We start from the raw sequence: 17,839 nt of genomic DNA, 5'->3' as shown, positions 1-17,839 counted from the left end.
TTGATGTAACAAATGTTACAACGTGTGTATGATTTACTGATAATTGTCAGTATATTTCGAAGTTAAACATTCTAATTTTGTTAGAAACGAAACAATGTAAGTGCTTACATAAGAGTACGTAACAATTGTAGCAAAATCAAACAAACTAAATTTATATTATGAAAAAATTTTTACAATTAGCAATCGTCTTATTTACAAGTGCAGCTTTTTCTCAAGCTGGACATATTATGCAAGGTGTTGGATCTGTTAATATGTCAATGGGTGGAGCATCAACCGCACAACCTATTGATATTAGTGGTGCTTTACAATGGAACCCAGCTACTATTTCAACATTTAATAGCAAAATTTTAAACTTTGATATTGGAGCCTTTTTCTCATCGCCAGAATTAAGTTCAAGCTTACCAGCAGGAATGTTAGGTACAGGAATGCCTGCGGTATCTGGTATAACTAAAGATGATAGAGGTGTATCACCAATGCCAGCTGCAGCAATGGTTTGGGGAAAAGAAGATAGCAAACACACTTTTGGAGTTTCAGCATTTGGTATTAGTGGTTTTGGAGTTACTTTTCCAGAAGAAGAAAATAACCCTTTAGCAGGTACAAGTTTTGATCCTACAGCTAATTCTAATGCTATAAACTATCCACAACAAGCAACCGGTTTTGGACTTGTTGAATCTGATTATATGCTTTTACAAGTTGGTGCAGCTTGGGCTTATGAAATTACTAGTAATTTTTCTATTGGTATTCAACCAACAGTAAACTATGCATCTTTAGAGTTAGCACCAAATCCATTATCATCTCCAAGTTCAACATTAGGTTATCCGGTAAGTAATAAAGCTACTGCTTTTGGATATGGAGCGCAATTTGGTTTATTTTATAACTCAGATGGTGGAATAAAAATAGGAGCATCTTACAAAACAGCACAAAAATTTAGCGATTTCGAATTTAGCAATACGTATTTAGATGGTTCTGAAGCTGCAGATGTAGCTTTTAATATGGATTATCCAGCAATTTTATCATTTGGTTTAGGTTATTCAACAGATAATTTTGATTTTGCAGTAGATTTAAGACAAGTTGATTACGAAAATACAGCTGGATTTGAGGAAAAAGGATGGAATGCAACAGGTTCTGTTAAAGGTTTTGGATGGAAAAATGTAAATATTCTTTCTGCAGGTATCCAATATAAAGGAATTGAAAAATTACCTTTAAGAGTTGGTTATACATACAGTAGTAACCCAATTGATGATGAATTAGCATTCTTCTCAATTCCTGCAACTGCTATTATAAAAAATGCTTTCCAATTTGGATTTGGTTACCACTTTAATGATAATTTTACTTTAAACGGAGTTTATCACCACGGTGCTAGTGATGGAAAAACAGAAGGAAATATGTTAAGTCCATATGCTATAACAGCTTCTAATCCTTACGGTGCAATTGATGGAACAAAAGTAGGATATGAAATGACAACTGATATGGTTATGTTAGGAATCTCTTATACCTTCACTAAAAAATAAATAATATAAATATTTTAAAAAGCGACTTCAATTTTGAAGTCGCTTTTTTTTTGCAAATAATTGATTATTCTCAATTTTCTTGTTTATTTGTATTCTTAAAATAAAAGAATGCTAAATAAATTAATTTCTAAACATATTTTTATAATTGCATTAGCATTATTTCTGTTTTCAGCCTTTTTAGGCTTGTTAATTAGATGGAATTTTGTTTATCCATCACATTTAATTTCATATAAAAACCTGGTTCAAGGGCATTCTCATGTTGCCTTTTTAGGATGGGGTTATTTAGCTACTATTGGTGCAGTTTTAATGTTATTTATTCCTAAAAAAAACAGAAATAACGTAGCTTTTAAAACAACTCTTTTTATTAATATAGTGTGTGTTTTTTTAATGTTATTTAGCTTCCCTTTAACAGGTTACAAAGCATTTTCTATAATTCTATTATCAATTTTTGGAATTTCATCATATGTTCTGTCTTTCAAAGTGTTAAAACATATTAAAGGAAGTGATACTTCAGTAAAATTAATTCGGTTTAGTATTTATTATTATCTACTTTCAAGTATTGCAACTTGGTTTTTAGTTTTTGTAATAATTAAGTTTGGAAAATCAGATTTATACTATAATACTATTTATTTTTATTTGCATTTTTTGTACAATGGTTTTTTTGTTTTTTCTTTATTTGGGTCACTTTTTAAAGTTTTTGAAAACCAACAAATAGTAGTTTCAGAAAAATACAAAAGGCTATTTTTCATCTATTTAAATATTGCGTGTATTCCAGCCTATTCTCTATCGGTTTTATGGAGTAATGTAAGTCCATTTTTTTATGTTGTAGGTTTTTCAGCAGCAATTTTACAGTTAATATCTTTACTGTTTTTATTTAAAATTTTTCATCAAATAAAATCACAATTAAAATGGACTAAGCTTTCTAAAGTTTTATTAATTTTTTTAATTGTAGCATATAGTTTAAAAATTATAAGTCAGGTTATATCGGCTTTCCCTTATATTGTAGAAAAGAGTTTAGCTTTAAAACCTTTTTTTATTATAGGATATTTGCATTTGTTTACATTAGCATTTATGAGCACTCTTTTGATGTTGATTATGAGTGAATTAGGAAAAATAGTATTAAACACAATTTTATCAAAAATAGGAATCCTCATTTTTTTAATTGGTATTTTACTTACTGAAATATTACTTTTTGGTCAAGGATTTTTAATTTTGTGGCAATTAAAACCAATTTCAAATTATACAATTTTGCTATTAATTAGTAGTTGTTTTTTGTTTTTTGGAATATTTTTAGTACTTATTACCCAAGTTTTTAATAATAAAAAGGTTTAATAATTTTATTGTCGATAACTTTTATTGCCAAACTTAATTTTGAATAGTACTTTTGAACTTTAAAGAATTCCTGTGAATAAATACATACAAGAACTTAACGAATCTCAAAAAGCGGCGGTTTTACACAAAGAAGGCCCAATGATTATTATTGCTGGGGCAGGCTCTGGAAAAACACGTGTTTTAACTTATAGAATAGCGTATTTAATGAATCAAAATATTGATCCTTTTAATATTTTAGCATTAACGTTTACCAATAAAGCTGCCCGAGAAATGAAAGAGAGAATTGCCAGTGTTGTTGGCTCTTCTGAAGCAAAAAATTTATGGATGGGAACCTTTCACTCGGTTTTTGCCCGTATTTTACGTTCAGAAGCAGATCATATTGGGTTTCCTCAAAATTTTACAATTTATGATACGCAAGATGCTGTAAGACTGCTTACTTCTATTATTAAAGAAATGGAATTGGACAAAGAAAAATACAAACCAAAACAAATTTTGGCACGTATTTCTTCGTTTAAAAATAGTTTAATTACCGTTAGAGCTTATTTTGGAAATCCCGATTTAATTGAAGCCGATAAAATGGCGCAACGTCCAAAAGTTGGTGAAATTTACCATCAATATGTAGAGCGTTGTTTTAGAGCTGGCGCAATGGATTTTGATGATTTATTATTAAGAACCAATGAGTTATTAACAAGATTTCCAGAGGTTTTAGCAAAATATCAGCACCGGTTTAAATATATTTTGGTAGATGAATACCAAGATACCAATCACTCCCAATATTTAATTGTAAAAGCATTGGCAGACAGATTTCAAAATATTTGTGTGGTAGGAGATGATTCGCAAAGTATTTATGCATTTAGAGGTGCAAATATTCAAAATATTTTAAATTTTCAGCGTGATTATGAGAACGTTCAAATATTTAAATTAGAACAAAACTATAGATCATCAAAAAACATTGTTCAAGCTGCAAATAGCGTAATTGAAAAAAATAAAACAAAATTAGATAAGGAAGTTTGGACAGAAAACGAAGAGGGCAATAAAGTTAAGGTAAAGCAAACAGTAAATGAGGTTTCAGAAGGAAGGTTTGTAGCCGATTCTATTTTTGATCATAAAATGAATGATCAATTAAAAAATTCTGATTTTGCAATTTTGTATAGAACAAATGCACAATCTAGAGCTTTAGAAGATGCCTTAAGAGAAAAAGATATTGATTACATAATTTACGGTGGAATTTCTTTTTACCAACGTAAAGAAATAAAAGATGTTGTTGCTTATTTGCGTATTTTAATAAACCCAAATGATGAAGAGGCTTTAAAGCGAATTATAAATTATCCGGCAAGAGGAATTGGAGCCACAACCATTGATAAATTAGCAGTTGCAGCCAATCATTATAAAAAATCAATATTTGAAATATTAGAAAATTTAGACCAAACCGATTTAAATTTTAATTCTGGTACTAGAACAAAGTTGCAAAATTTTGTTACAATGATTCATCATTTTCAAATTGAAGCGCAAACAAAAAATGCCTTTGAAGTAGCTGAATTTGTTATAAAACAAGTGCGTTTTATTAAAGATTTAGAGCAAGATGGAACACCAGAAGGTGTAAGTAAAGTAGAAAATGTTCAAGAAATATTGAATAAAGTAAAAAACTTTACAGAAGAACAAAAAGAAAAATCAGAAGATGATTCTTTAGCACACTTTTTAGAAACTGCAGCATTAGAAACAAGTAGTGATGTGGCTACAAAAGATGATAAACCTAGAGTTTCTTTAATGACTATTCACCTTGCAAAAGGCTTGGAGTTTCCGTATGTTTATATTGTTGGATTAGAAGAAAATTTATTTCCATCAGCAATGAGTATGACTACCAGAAGTGAACTGGAAGAAGAACGAAGATTATTTTACGTTGCACTTACCAGAGCAGAGAAACAAGCGTATTTATGTCACGCACAAATGCGATATCGTTGGGGTAAATTAGTAGATTGTGAGCCAAGTAGGTTTTTAGAAGAAATAGACGAAAAGTACATTGAAAACTTAACTACTTTAAGTCATAAACCAGTACAAAATAAATTTATAAATGAAGATATTTTTGGAAGTGTTCCACAAGATAGAATTCGTTTTAAAAAACCAGTACAAAGAACTCCGGTAAAGCCAACATCTGCACCTAAAATAGAGTTTCAGCCACCAAAAAACTTAAAGAAGGTGGTAAAAACAACCAAAGATCCTGTAAATTTATTCGATTCCAATGTTTCCGTTGGATCTATTGTTTCTCATACCAAATTTGGAAAAGGAGAAGTTATAAGTTTAGAAGGTTCAGGAGCAAATCAAAAGGCAGAAATTAGATTTGCATCTGTAGGAGTTAAAAAATTATTACTACAATTTGCCAAGCTTACCATAATTAGCTAAATAATTACATTGTAAAACCAATTTATATATTGTAATTTGCAATATTAAAATAAGAAGAATAGATATATGGAATTTGATTTAGAATATAATGCGGAAAGATCGCATTTAATTATCCCTGAATACGGAAGACACATGCAAAAATTAGTGGATCATTGTATTGCTTTAGAAGATGTTGAAGAGCGCAATAAAATGGCAAAAGCAATTGTTCATGTAATGGGAAATTTACAACCGCATTTAAGAGACGTACCCGATTTTAAGCATAAACTTTGGGATCAATTGTTTATAATGTCCGATTTTAAATTAGATGTAGAATCTCCTTATGAAAAACCGGAAAAAGAAGCACTACAAGCAAAACCAGAACGTTTAGCGTATCCAAATTACGATTCTAAATATCGTTTTTATGGTAATAATATTCAAACAATGATTGATACCGCGTTAACATGGGAAGAAGGTGAAGCGCGTACAGCATTGTATTTTGCAATAGCAAACCACATGAAAAAATGTTATTTAAATTGGAATAAAGATACCGTTGAAGATGAAGTTATTTTTAAACATTTAAAAGAACTTTCAAATGGTAAAATTGATTTAGATAAACGCAATGAAAATCTATCTGAAGTAAAAGATTTAATGCGAAAAAGAAAATCAAACACAAAAAGTAACCGTCAAAAAAAGAAATAGTAATTAAATTAATATATAATTAATGTCAACATTTGTAATCGAAGGAGGTCATAAATTAAGTGGAAGCATCACACCCCAAGGAGCAAAAAACGAAGCGCTTCAAGTTATTTGTAGCGTAATTCTAACACCAGAAAAAGTTACAATTAGTAATGTTCCTGACATTATAGATGTAAATAAACTAATTTTTATATTGGGTGAATTAGGTGTAAAAGTAAATAAATTAAATGCCGACACCTATGAGTTTCAAGCAGATGAAATAGATTTAGATTATTTAGAATCGGATAAATTTAAAAAGGATGGAAGTTCATTAAGAGGTTCCATTATGATTGTGGGTCCTTTATTAGCACGTTTTGGAAAAGGATATATTCCTCGTCCTGGAGGAGATAAAATTGGAAGAAGAAGATTAGACACGCATTTTGAAGGATTTATAAACTTAGGAGCTAAGTTTAGATATAATACCGATGAAAAATTTTACGGAGTTGAAGCGGAATATTTAACGGGAACAGATATGTTGCTAGAAGAAGCTTCAGTAACTGGAACAGCAAATATTGTAATGGCTGCCGTATTAGCAAGAGGAATTACAACAATTTATAATGCCGCTTGTGAACCATACCTTCAACAATTATGTACTATGTTAAATAGTATGGGTGCTAAAATTACTGGTGTAGGTTCTAATTTATTAAAAATTGAAGGTGTAAAAGAATTAGGAGGTTGTACTCATAGAATTTTACCAGATATGATTGAAATTGGTAGTTGGATTGGAATGGCAGCAATGACCAAATCATCCATCACCATAAAAAATGTAAGTTGGGAACATTTAGGATTAATTCCACGAGTTTTTCAAAAATTAGGAATTAAATTAGAAAGAAAAGGAGATGATATTTATATTCCTGCTCAAGAAAACTATGAAATTCAGAATTTTATTGATGGATCTATTTTAACAATTTCCGATGCCCCTTGGCCAGGTTTTACACCAGATTTATTAAGTATTATTTTGGTAGTTGCAACACAAGCAAAAGGAAGTGTATTAATACACCAAAAAATGTTTGAAAGTCGTTTGTTTTTTGTTGATAAATTAATAGATATGGGCGCAAAAGTAATTTTATGCGACCCACATAGAGCCACTGTAATTGGAATGAATCACGAGTCAAGTTTAAAAGCTACAACTATGAGTTCTCCCGATATTAGAGCCGGTATTTCTTTACTTATTGCAGCACTTTCTGCAACCGGGAAAAGCACCATTCATAATATTGAGCAAATAGATAGAGGTTATCAAAATATTGATGAAAGATTACGTGCAATTGGAGCTAAAATAACAAGAGTTGCAGCAAATTAAATTCTATTTATTTTAAATAATTCTATTTTAAAAATCAGAAAAATTAAAATTTAGTAAGTATCAAATGTCATATTGGCATAAAATCAATATTGGCAACACTTTTGAGTTACATTCTAAAGAAAAATTTTAAGCAATTAATATGAGCAAAAAGAAAGATACAAAGGCCGAAAAAGAAATTATTGAAAATGATGATATTCAGCCGGAAGTTCAAGAAATAAGCATTGAAGACCAACTTAAAAAAGAAGTTAGTCAGGAAAAAGATAAATTTTTAAGATTATTTGCGGAATTTGAAAATTATAAAAAAAGAACTTCAAAAGAGCGAATAGAGTTATTTAAAACTGCCAATGAGGAATTAATGACAGTTTTATTGCCAATTTTAGATGATTTTGACAGAGGTTTAGCAGAATTAAAAAAATCTAATCAAGAGGAAGCTCTTGTTGGAATGGAATTAATTAATAATAAACTTCGTAATTCATTATCTCAAAAAGGTTTAATTCCAATTGTAGCAAATGCAGGAGATGTTTTTGATGTTGAATTACACGAAGCAATTACACAAATACCTGCTCCATCAGAAGATTTAAAAGGTAAAATAATTGATGTAATTGAGCAAGGTTATAAATTAGGCGATAAAATAATAAGATATCCTAGAGTAGTAGTAGGACAATAATTTAACAAAATGAAGAGAGATTATTACGAAATATTGGGTATTGCTAAAAACGCTACTCCAACTGACATAAAGAAAGCTTATAGAAAAATGGCAATTAAATATCACCCAGATAAAAATCCAGGTGATAAAGAAGCTGAAGAAAAATTTAAAGAAGCTGCTGCAGCCTATGAGGTTTTAAGTGATGAAAATAAAAAAGCTCGTTACGATCAATATGGTCATGCGGCTTTTGAGAATGGCGGAGGAGGCCACGGAGGTTTCGGCGGAGGCGGAATGAATATGGATGACATCTTTAGTCAATTCGGCGATATATTTGGTGGTGCTTTTGGCGGAGGATTTGGCGGTGGTGGTTCTAGAGGAGGACGCGCCAGAGTTAAAGGTAGTAATTTACGTATAAGAGTAAAAATAACTCTAGAAGAAATTGCAAATGGTGTTGAAAAGAAAGTAAAAGTTAGAAGAAAAGTTTTAGCGGAAGGAGTTACTTTTAAATCATGTACTACTTGTAATGGATCTGGTCAGGTAATGCGTATTACCAATACTATTTTAGGAAGAATGCAAACAGCTTCTACATGTCCAACATGTCAGGGTGCTGGTGAAATTTTAGATAAAAGTTCTAAAAATGCAGATGCTCAAGGATTAGAATTTAAAGAAGAAACAGTTTCAATTAAAATCCCTGCTGGGGTTACAGAAGGTGTTCAGTTAAAAGTAAATGGTAAAGGAAATGCAGCACCAGGAAATAACTCTATTGATGGTGATTTAATTGTAGTTATTGAAGAGCAAGTTCATGATAGTTTAAAAAGAGAAGGCACTAATTTACATTTCGATTTATACATCAATTTTTCCGAAGCTGTTTTAGGAGCTAATAAAAATATAGATACGGTTACTGGAAAAGTGAAAATAAAAATTGAACCAGGAACACAGTCAGGTAAAATACTGAGGCTGAGAGGTAAAGGTTTACCAAGTATAGACCATTACGGAACTGGAGATTTATTGGTACATGTAAATGTATGGACTCCACAAAGTTTGAGTAAAGAGCAAAAGAAGTTTTTTGAGCAAATGGAAAATGACGAAAATTTTAAACCAAATCCATCAAAATTTGATAAATCATTTTTTGAAAAAGTAAAAGATATGTTTTCATAAAAAAAAGATTTTTTTTATTTTATTTTAATAAAAAATAAATTATATTTGAAGTGTTATCAGTGAAACATCTGGTAACACTTTTTCTTTTTCATAGCAATTTTCCCACTCAAACTTTGAGTGGGTTTTTTTATACATTTATTTGATGTATTTTTGCAGAAATTAAGTAGGTCGTCTTATCGCTTCAATTTATTGAAGAGGAAAGTCCGGACACCACAGAGTAGCATAGCGGATAACATCCGTCCGGCGTGAGTCGAGGACAAGTGCAACAGAAAGCAAGTACAGTTCGGCTGTAGTGAAACCAGGTAAACTCTATGCGGTGCAATGCCATGTATATTGAAATTTTAGAGTTGCTCGCTCTATTTCAAGGGGTAGGCAGATTGAGCTATAAAGTAATTTATAGTCTAGATAAATGATAAGAACTTTTTAAAAGTACAAAATTCGGCTTATAGATCTACTTAATTTTTTACCATATTCCTAATATTTACAACGTTTTCGTAGGTGGTTTTTATTTATAATAAAAAAAATCATATAGTAAATATTTATTTCTCTAAAAATGCTTTTCAACCTATTTCATTTCTAATAAAAGCAATCATTTTTTGTAACTTCGCTCGGTAAAAAACTAAACTAAAAAATAACATATCGCTCTTGAAATTATCAAAAGCTTTAAACACTAAATTTTCAACCATTATATGAATACTTACAAAGACTACCTTAAGCAAATTGAAGAAAGAAAAGGCCAAGGATTACATCCACAACCAATTGATGGTGCTGAATTGCTAAGCGAAATAATAAATCAAATAAAAGATATAAATAATCAATACAGAGAAGAATCTCTTAATTTCTTTATTTATAATGTATTACCTGGAACTACAAGTGCCGCTGGTGTAAAAGCTACTTTTTTAAAGGAAATTATTTTAGGCGAAGTAGTGGTTAAAGAAATTACACCGTCATTTGCTTTTGAGCTTTTATCACATATGAAAGGAGGACCTTCAGTTAAAGTATTGTTAGATTTAGCTTTAGGTACAGATAACATTATAGCAAAGCAAGCCGCAGACGTTTTAAAAACACAAGTATTTCTTTATGAGGCAGATACAGATCGTTTAAAAGAAGCTTTTGAGAATGGTAATAAAATAGCTAAAGAAATTATTGAGAGTTATGCCAAAGCTGAATTTTTCACTAAACTTCCTGATGTAGAAGAGGAAATAAAAGTTGTTACATTTATAGCTGGAATTGGAGATATTTCTACAGATTTATTGTCTCCAGGTGGTGATGCCCATTCAAGATCAGATAGGGAGTTACATGGTCAATGTTTATTTGAACATAATAAAGAAAAACAAAACGAGTTACTTGCCTTACAAAAAGAACATCCAGACAAAAGAGTAATGTTAATTGCGGAGAAAGGGACAATGGGTGTTGGTTCATCAAGAATGTCTGGTGTAAATAATGTTGCGTTATGGACTGGTATAAAATCTAGCCCGTATGTGCCATTTATTAATATTGCACCAATTATTGCAGGAACAAATGGTATTTCACCAATATTTTTAACAACAGTTGGTGTTACAGGAGGAATTGGTATTGATCTTAAAAATTGGATAAAAAAGACAGATGCTAAAGGAAATACATTAAGAGATGAAAATGGAGATCCAGTTTTGGAAGAAGCATATTCTGTTGCTACGGGAACTGTGTTAACAGTAAATACTAAAAAGAAAAAACTATATAACGGCGATAAAGAATTGATAGATATTTCGGCATCTTTAACACCACAAAAAGTTGAATTTATAAAAGCTGGAGGATCTTATGCTGTTGTTTTTGGTAAAAAACTACAAACATTTGCTTCAAAGGTTTTAGGAGTTGATGTTATTCCTGTGTACGCTCCATCAAAAGAAATTTCTATTGAAGGCCAAGGATTAACGGCAGTTGAAAAAATATTTAATAAAAATGCGGTTGGAACAACGCCGGGTAAAGTATTACACGCTGGTTCTGATGTTCGAGTTGAAGTAAATATAGTAGGTTCACAAGATACTACTGGTTTAATGACTTCGCAAGAACTAGAAATGATGGCAGCAACTATTATTTCTCCAATTGTTGATGGGGCATACCAATCGGGTTGTCATACAGCTTCAGTTTGGGATAATAAATCGAAAGCAAATATTCCTAGATTGATGAAATTTATGAATGATTTTGGTTTAATAACTGCAAGAGACCCTCAGCATAAATACAAACCAATGACCGATGTTATTCATAAAGTATTAAATGATATTACTGTTGATGATTGGGCAATTATTATTGGTGGAGATTCTCACACAAGAATGTCAAAAGGTGTTGCTTTTGGTGCAGATTCAGGTACAGTTGCATTGGCACTTGCTACGGGTGAAGCTACAATGCCAATTCCTCAATCGGTAAAAGTTACATTTAAAGGTACTATGAAAAGCTACATGGATTTCCGTGATGTTGTTCATGCAACGCAACAACAAATGCTTTCTCAATTTGGTGGTGATAACGTTTTTCAAGGAAGAATTATTGAAGTGCATATAGGTACACTTACTTCAGATCAGGCATTTACATTTACAGATTGGACTGCCGAAATGAAGGCAAAAGCTTCTATTTGCATATCTGAAGATGCTACCTTAATTGAATCTTTAGAGATTGCAAAGGGTAGAATCCAAATTATGATTGACAAAGGAATGGATAATAAATTGCAAGTTCTTAAAGGGTTAATTGCAATTGCTGATAAGAGAATTGCAGAAATTAAATCTGGTGAAAAGCCAGCTTTAACTCCAGATGCAAATGCTAAATATTTTGCAGAAGTGGTTGTAGATCTTGATAAGATAATTGAACCTATGATTGCAGATCCAGATGTATATAATGAAGATGTATCTAAACGATATACACATGATACCATTAGACCATTATCGTATTATGGAGGAACTAAAAAAGTAGATCTTGGATTTATAGGTTCTTGTATGGTTCATAAAGGAGATATGAAAATACTTGCTCAAATGTTAAAAAATGTTGAGGCACAACAAGGAAAAGTAGAGTTTAAAGCTCCTTTAGTAGTTGCCCCACCAACATATAATATTGTTGATGAATTAAAAGCGGAAGGAGATTGGGAAGTATTACAGAAATACTCTGGATTTGAGTTTGATGATAATGATCCCAAAGCTGCAGCACGTACTAAATACGAAAATATGCTATATTTAGAACGCCCTGGTTGCAATTTATGTATGGGAAATCAAGAAAAAGCAGAACCTGGAGACACTGTAATGGCAACATCTACACGTCTTTTTCAAGGAAGAGTTGTTAAAGATTCTAACGAGAAAAAAGGAGAATCGTTGCTTTCATCAACACCTGTGGTGGTAATTTCTACCATTTTAGGAAGAACACCAAACATTCAGGAATATGAAGCGGCGGTAGAAGGCATTAACTTAACAAAGTTTAAACCATCACATAAACTGTTAGTAAAATAGTTATAAGATTTTTTGTCTTATTTTAAAAGCTATCTAAAAAGTATAGAAACTTGTCATTCTAAACTTGTTTCAGAATTTCATCATATTGAAAATAAATCACTATGAGAACCTGAAACAAGTTCAGGCAGACGTAAATTTTTCTTTTTAGATAGCTTTTTTATTTTCTTCAATAAGTATCGAAATATTTTTCACAACAACCTTATTATTTTGTATATTGTTAATCAAAAAAAAAATTAAAACTAAAAAATTATGGCTTTTGATATTGAAATGATAAAAGGTGTTTATGCAAGAATGGCAGAACGTGTTGATGCAGCAAAATCTGTTGTTCAAAAACCTTTAACCTTAGCTGAAAAAATATTATACAACCATCTTTGGGATGGAAAACCAACAACTGCTTTTGTAAGAGGAAAAGATTATGTAGATTTTGCTCCAGATAGAATTGCTTGTCAAGATGCAACAGCTCAAATGGCACTTTTGCAATTTATGCAAGCCGGTAAAAGTAAGGTAGCAGTGCCAACAACTGTGCATTGTGACCACTTAATTCAAGCAAAAATAGGAGCTGATAAAGATTTGCAGACAGCTTTAAATAATAGTAGTGAAGTTTTTAATTTTCTAGCTTCAGTTTCAAATAAATATGGAATTGGCTTTTGGAAACCAGGTGCTGGAATTATTCATCAGGTAGTTTTAGAAAACTATGCCTTTCCTGGAGGAATGATGATTGGTACAGATTCTCATACTGTAAATGCAGGAGGATTAGGAATGGTTGCTATTGGAGTTGGTGGAGCAGATGCTGTTGATGTAATGGCAGGAATGGCTTGGGAGTTAAAATTTCCAAAGTTAATTGGCGTAAAATTAACAGGAAAACTTTCGGGTTGGTCTGCGCCAAAAGATGTTATTTTAAAAGTAGCGGATATATTAACTGTTAAAGGAGGAACAGGTTGTATTGTTGAATATTTTGGTGAGGGAGCAAAATCCATGTCGGCAACAGGAAAAGGAACAATTTGTAATATGGGAGCGGAAATAGGAGCAACAACATCAACTTTTGGTTATGATGCATCTATGGAACGATATTTACGTGCTACTGATAGAAATGAAGTTGCCGATGAAGCAAATAAAATAGCATCATATTTAACAGGTGATGATGAAGTTTATGCAAATCCAGAAAAATATTTTGATCAAGTAATTGAAATTAATTTGTCAGAATTAAAACCTCAAATAAATGGACCATTTACACCAGATTTAGGTACTACTGTTGGTGAAATGACTGAAAAAGCTACAAAAAATGGTTGGCCTTTAAAAGTTGAATGGGGACTGATAGGTTCTTGTACCAATTCTTCTTATGAAGATTTATCTAGAGCTGCTTCTGTTGCAAAACAAGCAGTGGAAAAAGGTTTAGTTGTAAAAGCTGAATTTGGAATTAATCCGGGTTCTGAGCAAGTTAGATATACTGCCGAACGTGATGGATTATTGCAAATATTTGAAAATTTAGATGCAAAAATTTTCACCAATGCTTGTGGACCTTGTATTGGTCAGTGGGATAGAGCAGGAGCATCTAAACAAGAAAAAAATACAATTATCCATTCGTTTAATAGAAATTTCTCAAAAAGAGCAGATGGCAACCCAAACACACATGCATTTGTAGCTTCACCAGAAATGGTTGCTGCAATTGCAATTGCTGGAAGATTAGATTTTAATCCAATGACAGATACGCTGATTAATAAAAAAGGAGAGGAAGTATCTTTTGATGAACCAACTGGATTAGAATTACCTCCAAAAGGTTTTGCTGTTGAAGATGCTGGATATGAGGCACCTTACGAAGATGGTTCTGGAGTAAATGTTGTAGTAAATCCAAATTCAGATAGGCTTCAATTATTAACTCCGTTTGCACCTATTGGTAATACAATTAATAATGCAAAATTATTAATTAAAGCTTTTGGTAAATGTACAACAGATCATATATCTATGGCTGGTCCTTGGTTACGTTTCCGTGGTCATTTAGATAATATTTCAAATAATTGTTTAATTGGTGCTGTAAATGCATTTAATAAAGATACAAATTCAGTAAAAAATCAATTAACAGGCCAATATGGTCCAGTTCCTGATACTGCAAGAGCATATAAAGCTGCTGGAGTTAAAACAATTGTTGTAGGAGATCATAATTATGGAGAAGGTTCCTCAAGAGAACATGCCGCAATGGAACCTCGTCATTTAGGTGTAGCAGCTGTAATAGTTAAATCTTTTGCAAGAATTCATGAAACAAACTTAAAAAAACAAGGAATGTTAGGGTTGACTTTTGCCAATGAAGCAGATTATGATTTAATTCAAGAAAATGATTCATTTAACTTTTTAGATTTAAATGAATTTGCTCCAGGAAAACAATTAACGTTAGAAATTGTTCACGAAAGTGGTAGTAAAGACATAATTAAACTGAATCATACTTATAATCAAGGTCAAATTGAATGGTATAATGAAGGATCTGCATTAAATTTAATTAAAAAAGAAAATCAGAAATAGGTCTAAAGTACCTAGTTTTATAATTTTAGAGGAGCTTTTTTTAGCTCCTCTTTTTTTTTGAATTTATTTTCTATTTTTAGGACTCTTTATTTGGTTTTAAAGGCTATTTTTCTTAATATAGTTACTTGAAATATCATTGAATTTTTTAAATATATCAAAGCTAATAATTTATGCTTTTTTAACGGGTTAATTATTAGATTAGAGTATTTATTTTTTTATTTAAGATGTTTCAATATCAAAAAACTAAACTGAAAATTATTTTATGAAGGCACTTTTTTACACAAAAGAATTCCCTCCTTATGTATATGGAGGAGCAGGTGTACATGTTGAATATTTAGCTACTGAACTTGCAAAATTAATGGAAGTTGATGTGAGATGTTTTGGAGATCAGGATGAATCAAGTAAAAATTTAAACGTAAAAGGTTTTCCTTCTAAAAATCCCGCATTTAAAAATTCCAATGAAAAACTAAAAGCAGTGTTTGAAACCTTAAGTACTGGCTTATTAATGAATGCTGAAGAAATTGATGCAGACATTGTACATTGTCATACTTGGTACGCTCATTTTGCCGGTATTGTAGCCAAACTTTGTTATGGTATTCCTTTGGTAATTACAACACATTCTTTAGAACCTTTAAGACCTTGGAAAAGAGAACAATTAGGAAGAGGTTATGACGCTTCGTCTTGGGTTGAGAAAACAGCATTGGAAATGGCAGATGCTTTAATTGCGGTATCCAATGAAACTAAAGAAGATGTGTTAAAATATTTTAATGTTGATGAAAGTAAAGTGAAGGTAATTTATAATGGAATTAATCTTCAAGAATATGTAGTAACATCAGAAACTTCAACATTAGAAAAATATGGAATTGATAAATCAAAACCATTTGTACTTTTTGTGGGTAGAATTACACGACAAAAAGGAATTATTCATTTAGTAAATGCCATTAAATATATAGATCCGGATACTCAAATTGTTTTATGTGCAGGAGCGCCAGATACTCCTGAAATTGGTAAAGAAATGAAGGATAGTGTTGATGAAGTTAAAAAAACAAGAAAAAATGTTATTTGGATTGATGAAATGCTTGATAAAAAATCAGTAATTCAATTATATTCTCATGCAGATGTTTTTTGTTGCCCATCCATTTACGAACCTTTTGGAATTATAAATATTGAAGCAATGGCTTGTAATACAGCGGTAGTTGCCAGTGCTGTTGGTGGAATTAAAGAAGTTGTGGTAAATGGTGAAACCGGAATTTTAGTACCACTTATTCAACAAACAGAAGCACCATTTGAACCTGTTGATCCAGATAAATTTTCAAAAGATTTAGCGAACGGAATTAATAGTTTAATTAAAAACGATACCTTAAGAATAAAAATGGGTAATAATGGAAGAAAAAGAGTGGAAGAACATTTTGATTGGGTAGCTATTGCAAAACAAGTAGAAGAATTATACCAATCATTAATTTAGAAAATACAAACAAAGCTCATAAAGTTTAAACAATAAAAATAAATAGGTTATGATTAATAATAAAGTTTTAGGGATTATTTTAGGAGGAGGACAAGGATCAAGATTGTATCCATTAACCGAAACACGTTCAAAACCAGCGGTACCAATTGCCGGAAAATATAGATTGGTAGATATTCCAATTTCTAATTGTATAAATTCAGAAATTAAAAGAATATTTGTTTTAACTCAATTTAATTCAGCATCGCTTAATAAACATATTAAAAATACCTATCATTTTAGTTTTTTTAGTTCTGCGTTTGTAGATGTTTTAGCAGCAGAACAAACACCAGGAAATAGCACATGGTTTCAAGGAACAGCAGATGCTGTAAGACAAAGTATGCACCATTTTTTAAGTCATGATTTTGAGTATGCTTTAATACTTTCTGGAGATCAATTATATCAAATGGATTTTGATGATATGGTAGAAGCACATATAAAAAGCAAAGCCGATATTTCAATTGCAACTATTCCTGTAAAAGCTAAAGATGCTACTTCATTTGGAATTTTAAAAACAAATGATAAAAATGTAATCACTTCATTTATAGAAAAGCCAGCGGCAGAATTATTGCCAGAATGGACTTCAGATACTGGTGAGGAAATGAAAAACCAGGGTAGAGACTATTTAGCATCTATGGGAATCTATATTTTTAATAGAGATTTACTAGTTAAATTAATGAAAGATACTTCAACAAATGATTTTGGGAAAGAAATTATTCCAGGAGCCATAGAGAAAAAGAAAGTATTTAGTTATCAATACGAAGGATATTGGACAGATATTGGAACTATTGAATCGTTTTTTGAAGCCAATTTAGGTCTAACTGATGATTTTCCAAAATTTGATTTATATTGTAAAGAAAGAACTATTTATACACACGCCAGAATGCTTCCAACTACAAAAATTTCTGGTACTGTTTTAGATAAAACTGTGGTTGCAGATGGTTGTATAATAAATGCTGGTAAAATTGAGCATTCTGTAATTGGAATTAGGTCAAGAATAGATAAGGAAAGTACAGTAATTAATACATATATGATGGGAGCAGACCATTATCAACCATTAGAGGAAATATTGGATCCAAATATTGTTACCATGGGTATTGGTGCCAGATGCTTTATAAAAAATGCTATTTTAGATAAAAATTGCTGTGTTGGAAATGATGTTAGATTAATTGGAGATAAAAAAATGGTAGATACGGAAACAGATTTATATGTTATTAGAGATGGTATTATTGTAATTAAAAAAGGAGTTACCATACCACACGGATTTACACTATAAAATAGCTTAAGTAATATTTT

At 31.1% G+C, this 17,839-nt stretch carries 11 protein-coding genes and 1 other RNA gene; all 12 read left to right on the top strand.

What is annotated here, in order from left to right:
• Window positions 1–158: 158 nt before the first annotated feature.
• The 12 genes from ABY298_RS00540 (at window position 159) to ABY298_RS00485 (ending at window position 17,819) form a co-directional block, all read left to right on the top strand.
• Complete coding sequence (locus ABY298_RS00540; protein WP_372744025.1) at window positions 159–1,511, top strand: OmpP1/FadL family transporter; 1,353 nt, start codon at window positions 159–161, stop codon at window positions 1,509–1,511.
• A 108-nt stretch (window positions 1,512–1,619) separates the two neighbouring features.
• A complete protein-coding gene (locus tag ABY298_RS00535; protein WP_372744024.1) occupies window positions 1,620–2,843 on the top strand; it encodes a hypothetical protein in 1,224 nt (407 codons plus the stop codon).
• Between the two features lie 72 nt (window positions 2,844–2,915).
• On the top strand, window positions 2,916–5,243 hold the full coding sequence (locus ABY298_RS00530) for an ATP-dependent helicase (protein WP_372744023.1): 2,328 nt from the start codon (window positions 2,916–2,918) through the stop codon (window positions 5,241–5,243).
• Window positions 5,244–5,309: 66 nt separating this feature from the next.
• The gene (locus tag ABY298_RS00525; protein ID WP_372744022.1) at window positions 5,310–5,921 is read left to right on the top strand and encodes a DUF4290 domain-containing protein; all 612 of its coding nucleotides are present in this window, start codon (window positions 5,310–5,312) and stop codon (window positions 5,919–5,921) included.
• Between the two features lie 22 nt (window positions 5,922–5,943).
• Window positions 5,944–7,257, top strand: a complete 1,314-nt coding sequence (murA, locus tag ABY298_RS00520) for a UDP-N-acetylglucosamine 1-carboxyvinyltransferase (protein ID WP_372744021.1) — start codon at window positions 5,944–5,946, stop codon at window positions 7,255–7,257.
• A gap of 139 nt (window positions 7,258–7,396) precedes the next feature.
• Window positions 7,397–7,924, top strand: coding sequence for a nucleotide exchange factor GrpE (locus ABY298_RS00515; protein ID WP_372744020.1), 528 nt, complete (start codon window positions 7,397–7,399; stop codon window positions 7,922–7,924).
• A gap of 9 nt (window positions 7,925–7,933) precedes the next feature.
• A complete protein-coding gene (dnaJ, locus tag ABY298_RS00510; RefSeq protein WP_372744019.1) occupies window positions 7,934–9,061 on the top strand; it encodes a molecular chaperone DnaJ in 1,128 nt (375 codons plus the stop codon).
• 160 nt (window positions 9,062–9,221) lie between these two features.
• Window positions 9,222–9,523: RNase P RNA component class A (rnpB, locus tag ABY298_RS00505), an RNA gene on the top strand.
• Window positions 9,524–9,750: 227 nt separating this feature from the next.
• Complete coding sequence (locus ABY298_RS00500; protein ID WP_372744018.1) at window positions 9,751–12,528, top strand: bifunctional aconitate hydratase 2/2-methylisocitrate dehydratase; 2,778 nt, start codon at window positions 9,751–9,753, stop codon at window positions 12,526–12,528.
• A gap of 249 nt (window positions 12,529–12,777) precedes the next feature.
• Complete coding sequence (locus ABY298_RS00495) at window positions 12,778–15,042, top strand: aconitate hydratase (protein ID WP_372744017.1); 2,265 nt, start codon at window positions 12,778–12,780, stop codon at window positions 15,040–15,042.
• Between the two features lie 262 nt (window positions 15,043–15,304).
• Window positions 15,305–16,507 carry a glycogen synthase gene (gene glgA / locus ABY298_RS00490; protein WP_372744016.1) on the top strand — a complete coding sequence of 401 codons (1,203 nt, stop codon included), beginning with the start codon at window positions 15,305–15,307 and terminating at the stop codon, window positions 16,505–16,507.
• A gap of 49 nt (window positions 16,508–16,556) precedes the next feature.
• Entirely contained in the window at window positions 16,557–17,819 is a 1,263-nt protein-coding gene (locus tag ABY298_RS00485) for a glucose-1-phosphate adenylyltransferase (protein WP_372744015.1), read from the top strand.
• Window positions 17,820–17,839: the final 20 nt, after the last annotated feature.

This window comes from Lutibacter sp. (assembly GCF_041596795.1).
GTDB lineage: Bacteria > Bacteroidota > Bacteroidia > Flavobacteriales > Flavobacteriaceae > Lutibacter.
Note: the sequence above shows the minus strand (reverse complement) of the source record. Positions and strands in the feature narration are given on the sequence as shown.

Excerpts from the sequence above, each read along its gene's own strand:
- ABY298_RS00540 (WP_372744025.1), top strand. The coding sequence starts at position 159 with ATGAAAAAATTTTTACAATTAGCAATCGTCTTATTTACAAGTGCAGCT.
- ABY298_RS00535 (WP_372744024.1), top strand. The coding sequence starts at position 1,620 with ATGCTAAATAAATTAATTTCTAAACATATTTTTATAATTGCATTAGCA.
- ABY298_RS00525 (WP_372744022.1), top strand. The coding sequence starts at position 5,310 with ATGGAATTTGATTTAGAATATAATGCGGAAAGATCGCATTTAATTATC.
- murA (WP_372744021.1), top strand. The coding sequence starts at position 5,944 with ATGTCAACATTTGTAATCGAAGGAGGTCATAAATTAAGTGGAAGCATC.
- ABY298_RS00515 (WP_372744020.1), top strand. The coding sequence starts at position 7,397 with ATGAGCAAAAAGAAAGATACAAAGGCCGAAAAAGAAATTATTGAAAAT.
- dnaJ (WP_372744019.1), top strand. The coding sequence starts at position 7,934 with ATGAAGAGAGATTATTACGAAATATTGGGTATTGCTAAAAACGCTACT.
- ABY298_RS00500 (WP_372744018.1), top strand. The coding sequence starts at position 9,751 with ATGAATACTTACAAAGACTACCTTAAGCAAATTGAAGAAAGAAAAGGC.
- ABY298_RS00495 (WP_372744017.1), top strand. The coding sequence starts at position 12,778 with ATGGCTTTTGATATTGAAATGATAAAAGGTGTTTATGCAAGAATGGCA.
- glgA (WP_372744016.1), top strand. The coding sequence starts at position 15,305 with ATGAAGGCACTTTTTTACACAAAAGAATTCCCTCCTTATGTATATGGA.
- ABY298_RS00485 (WP_372744015.1), top strand. The coding sequence starts at position 16,557 with ATGATTAATAATAAAGTTTTAGGGATTATTTTAGGAGGAGGACAAGGA.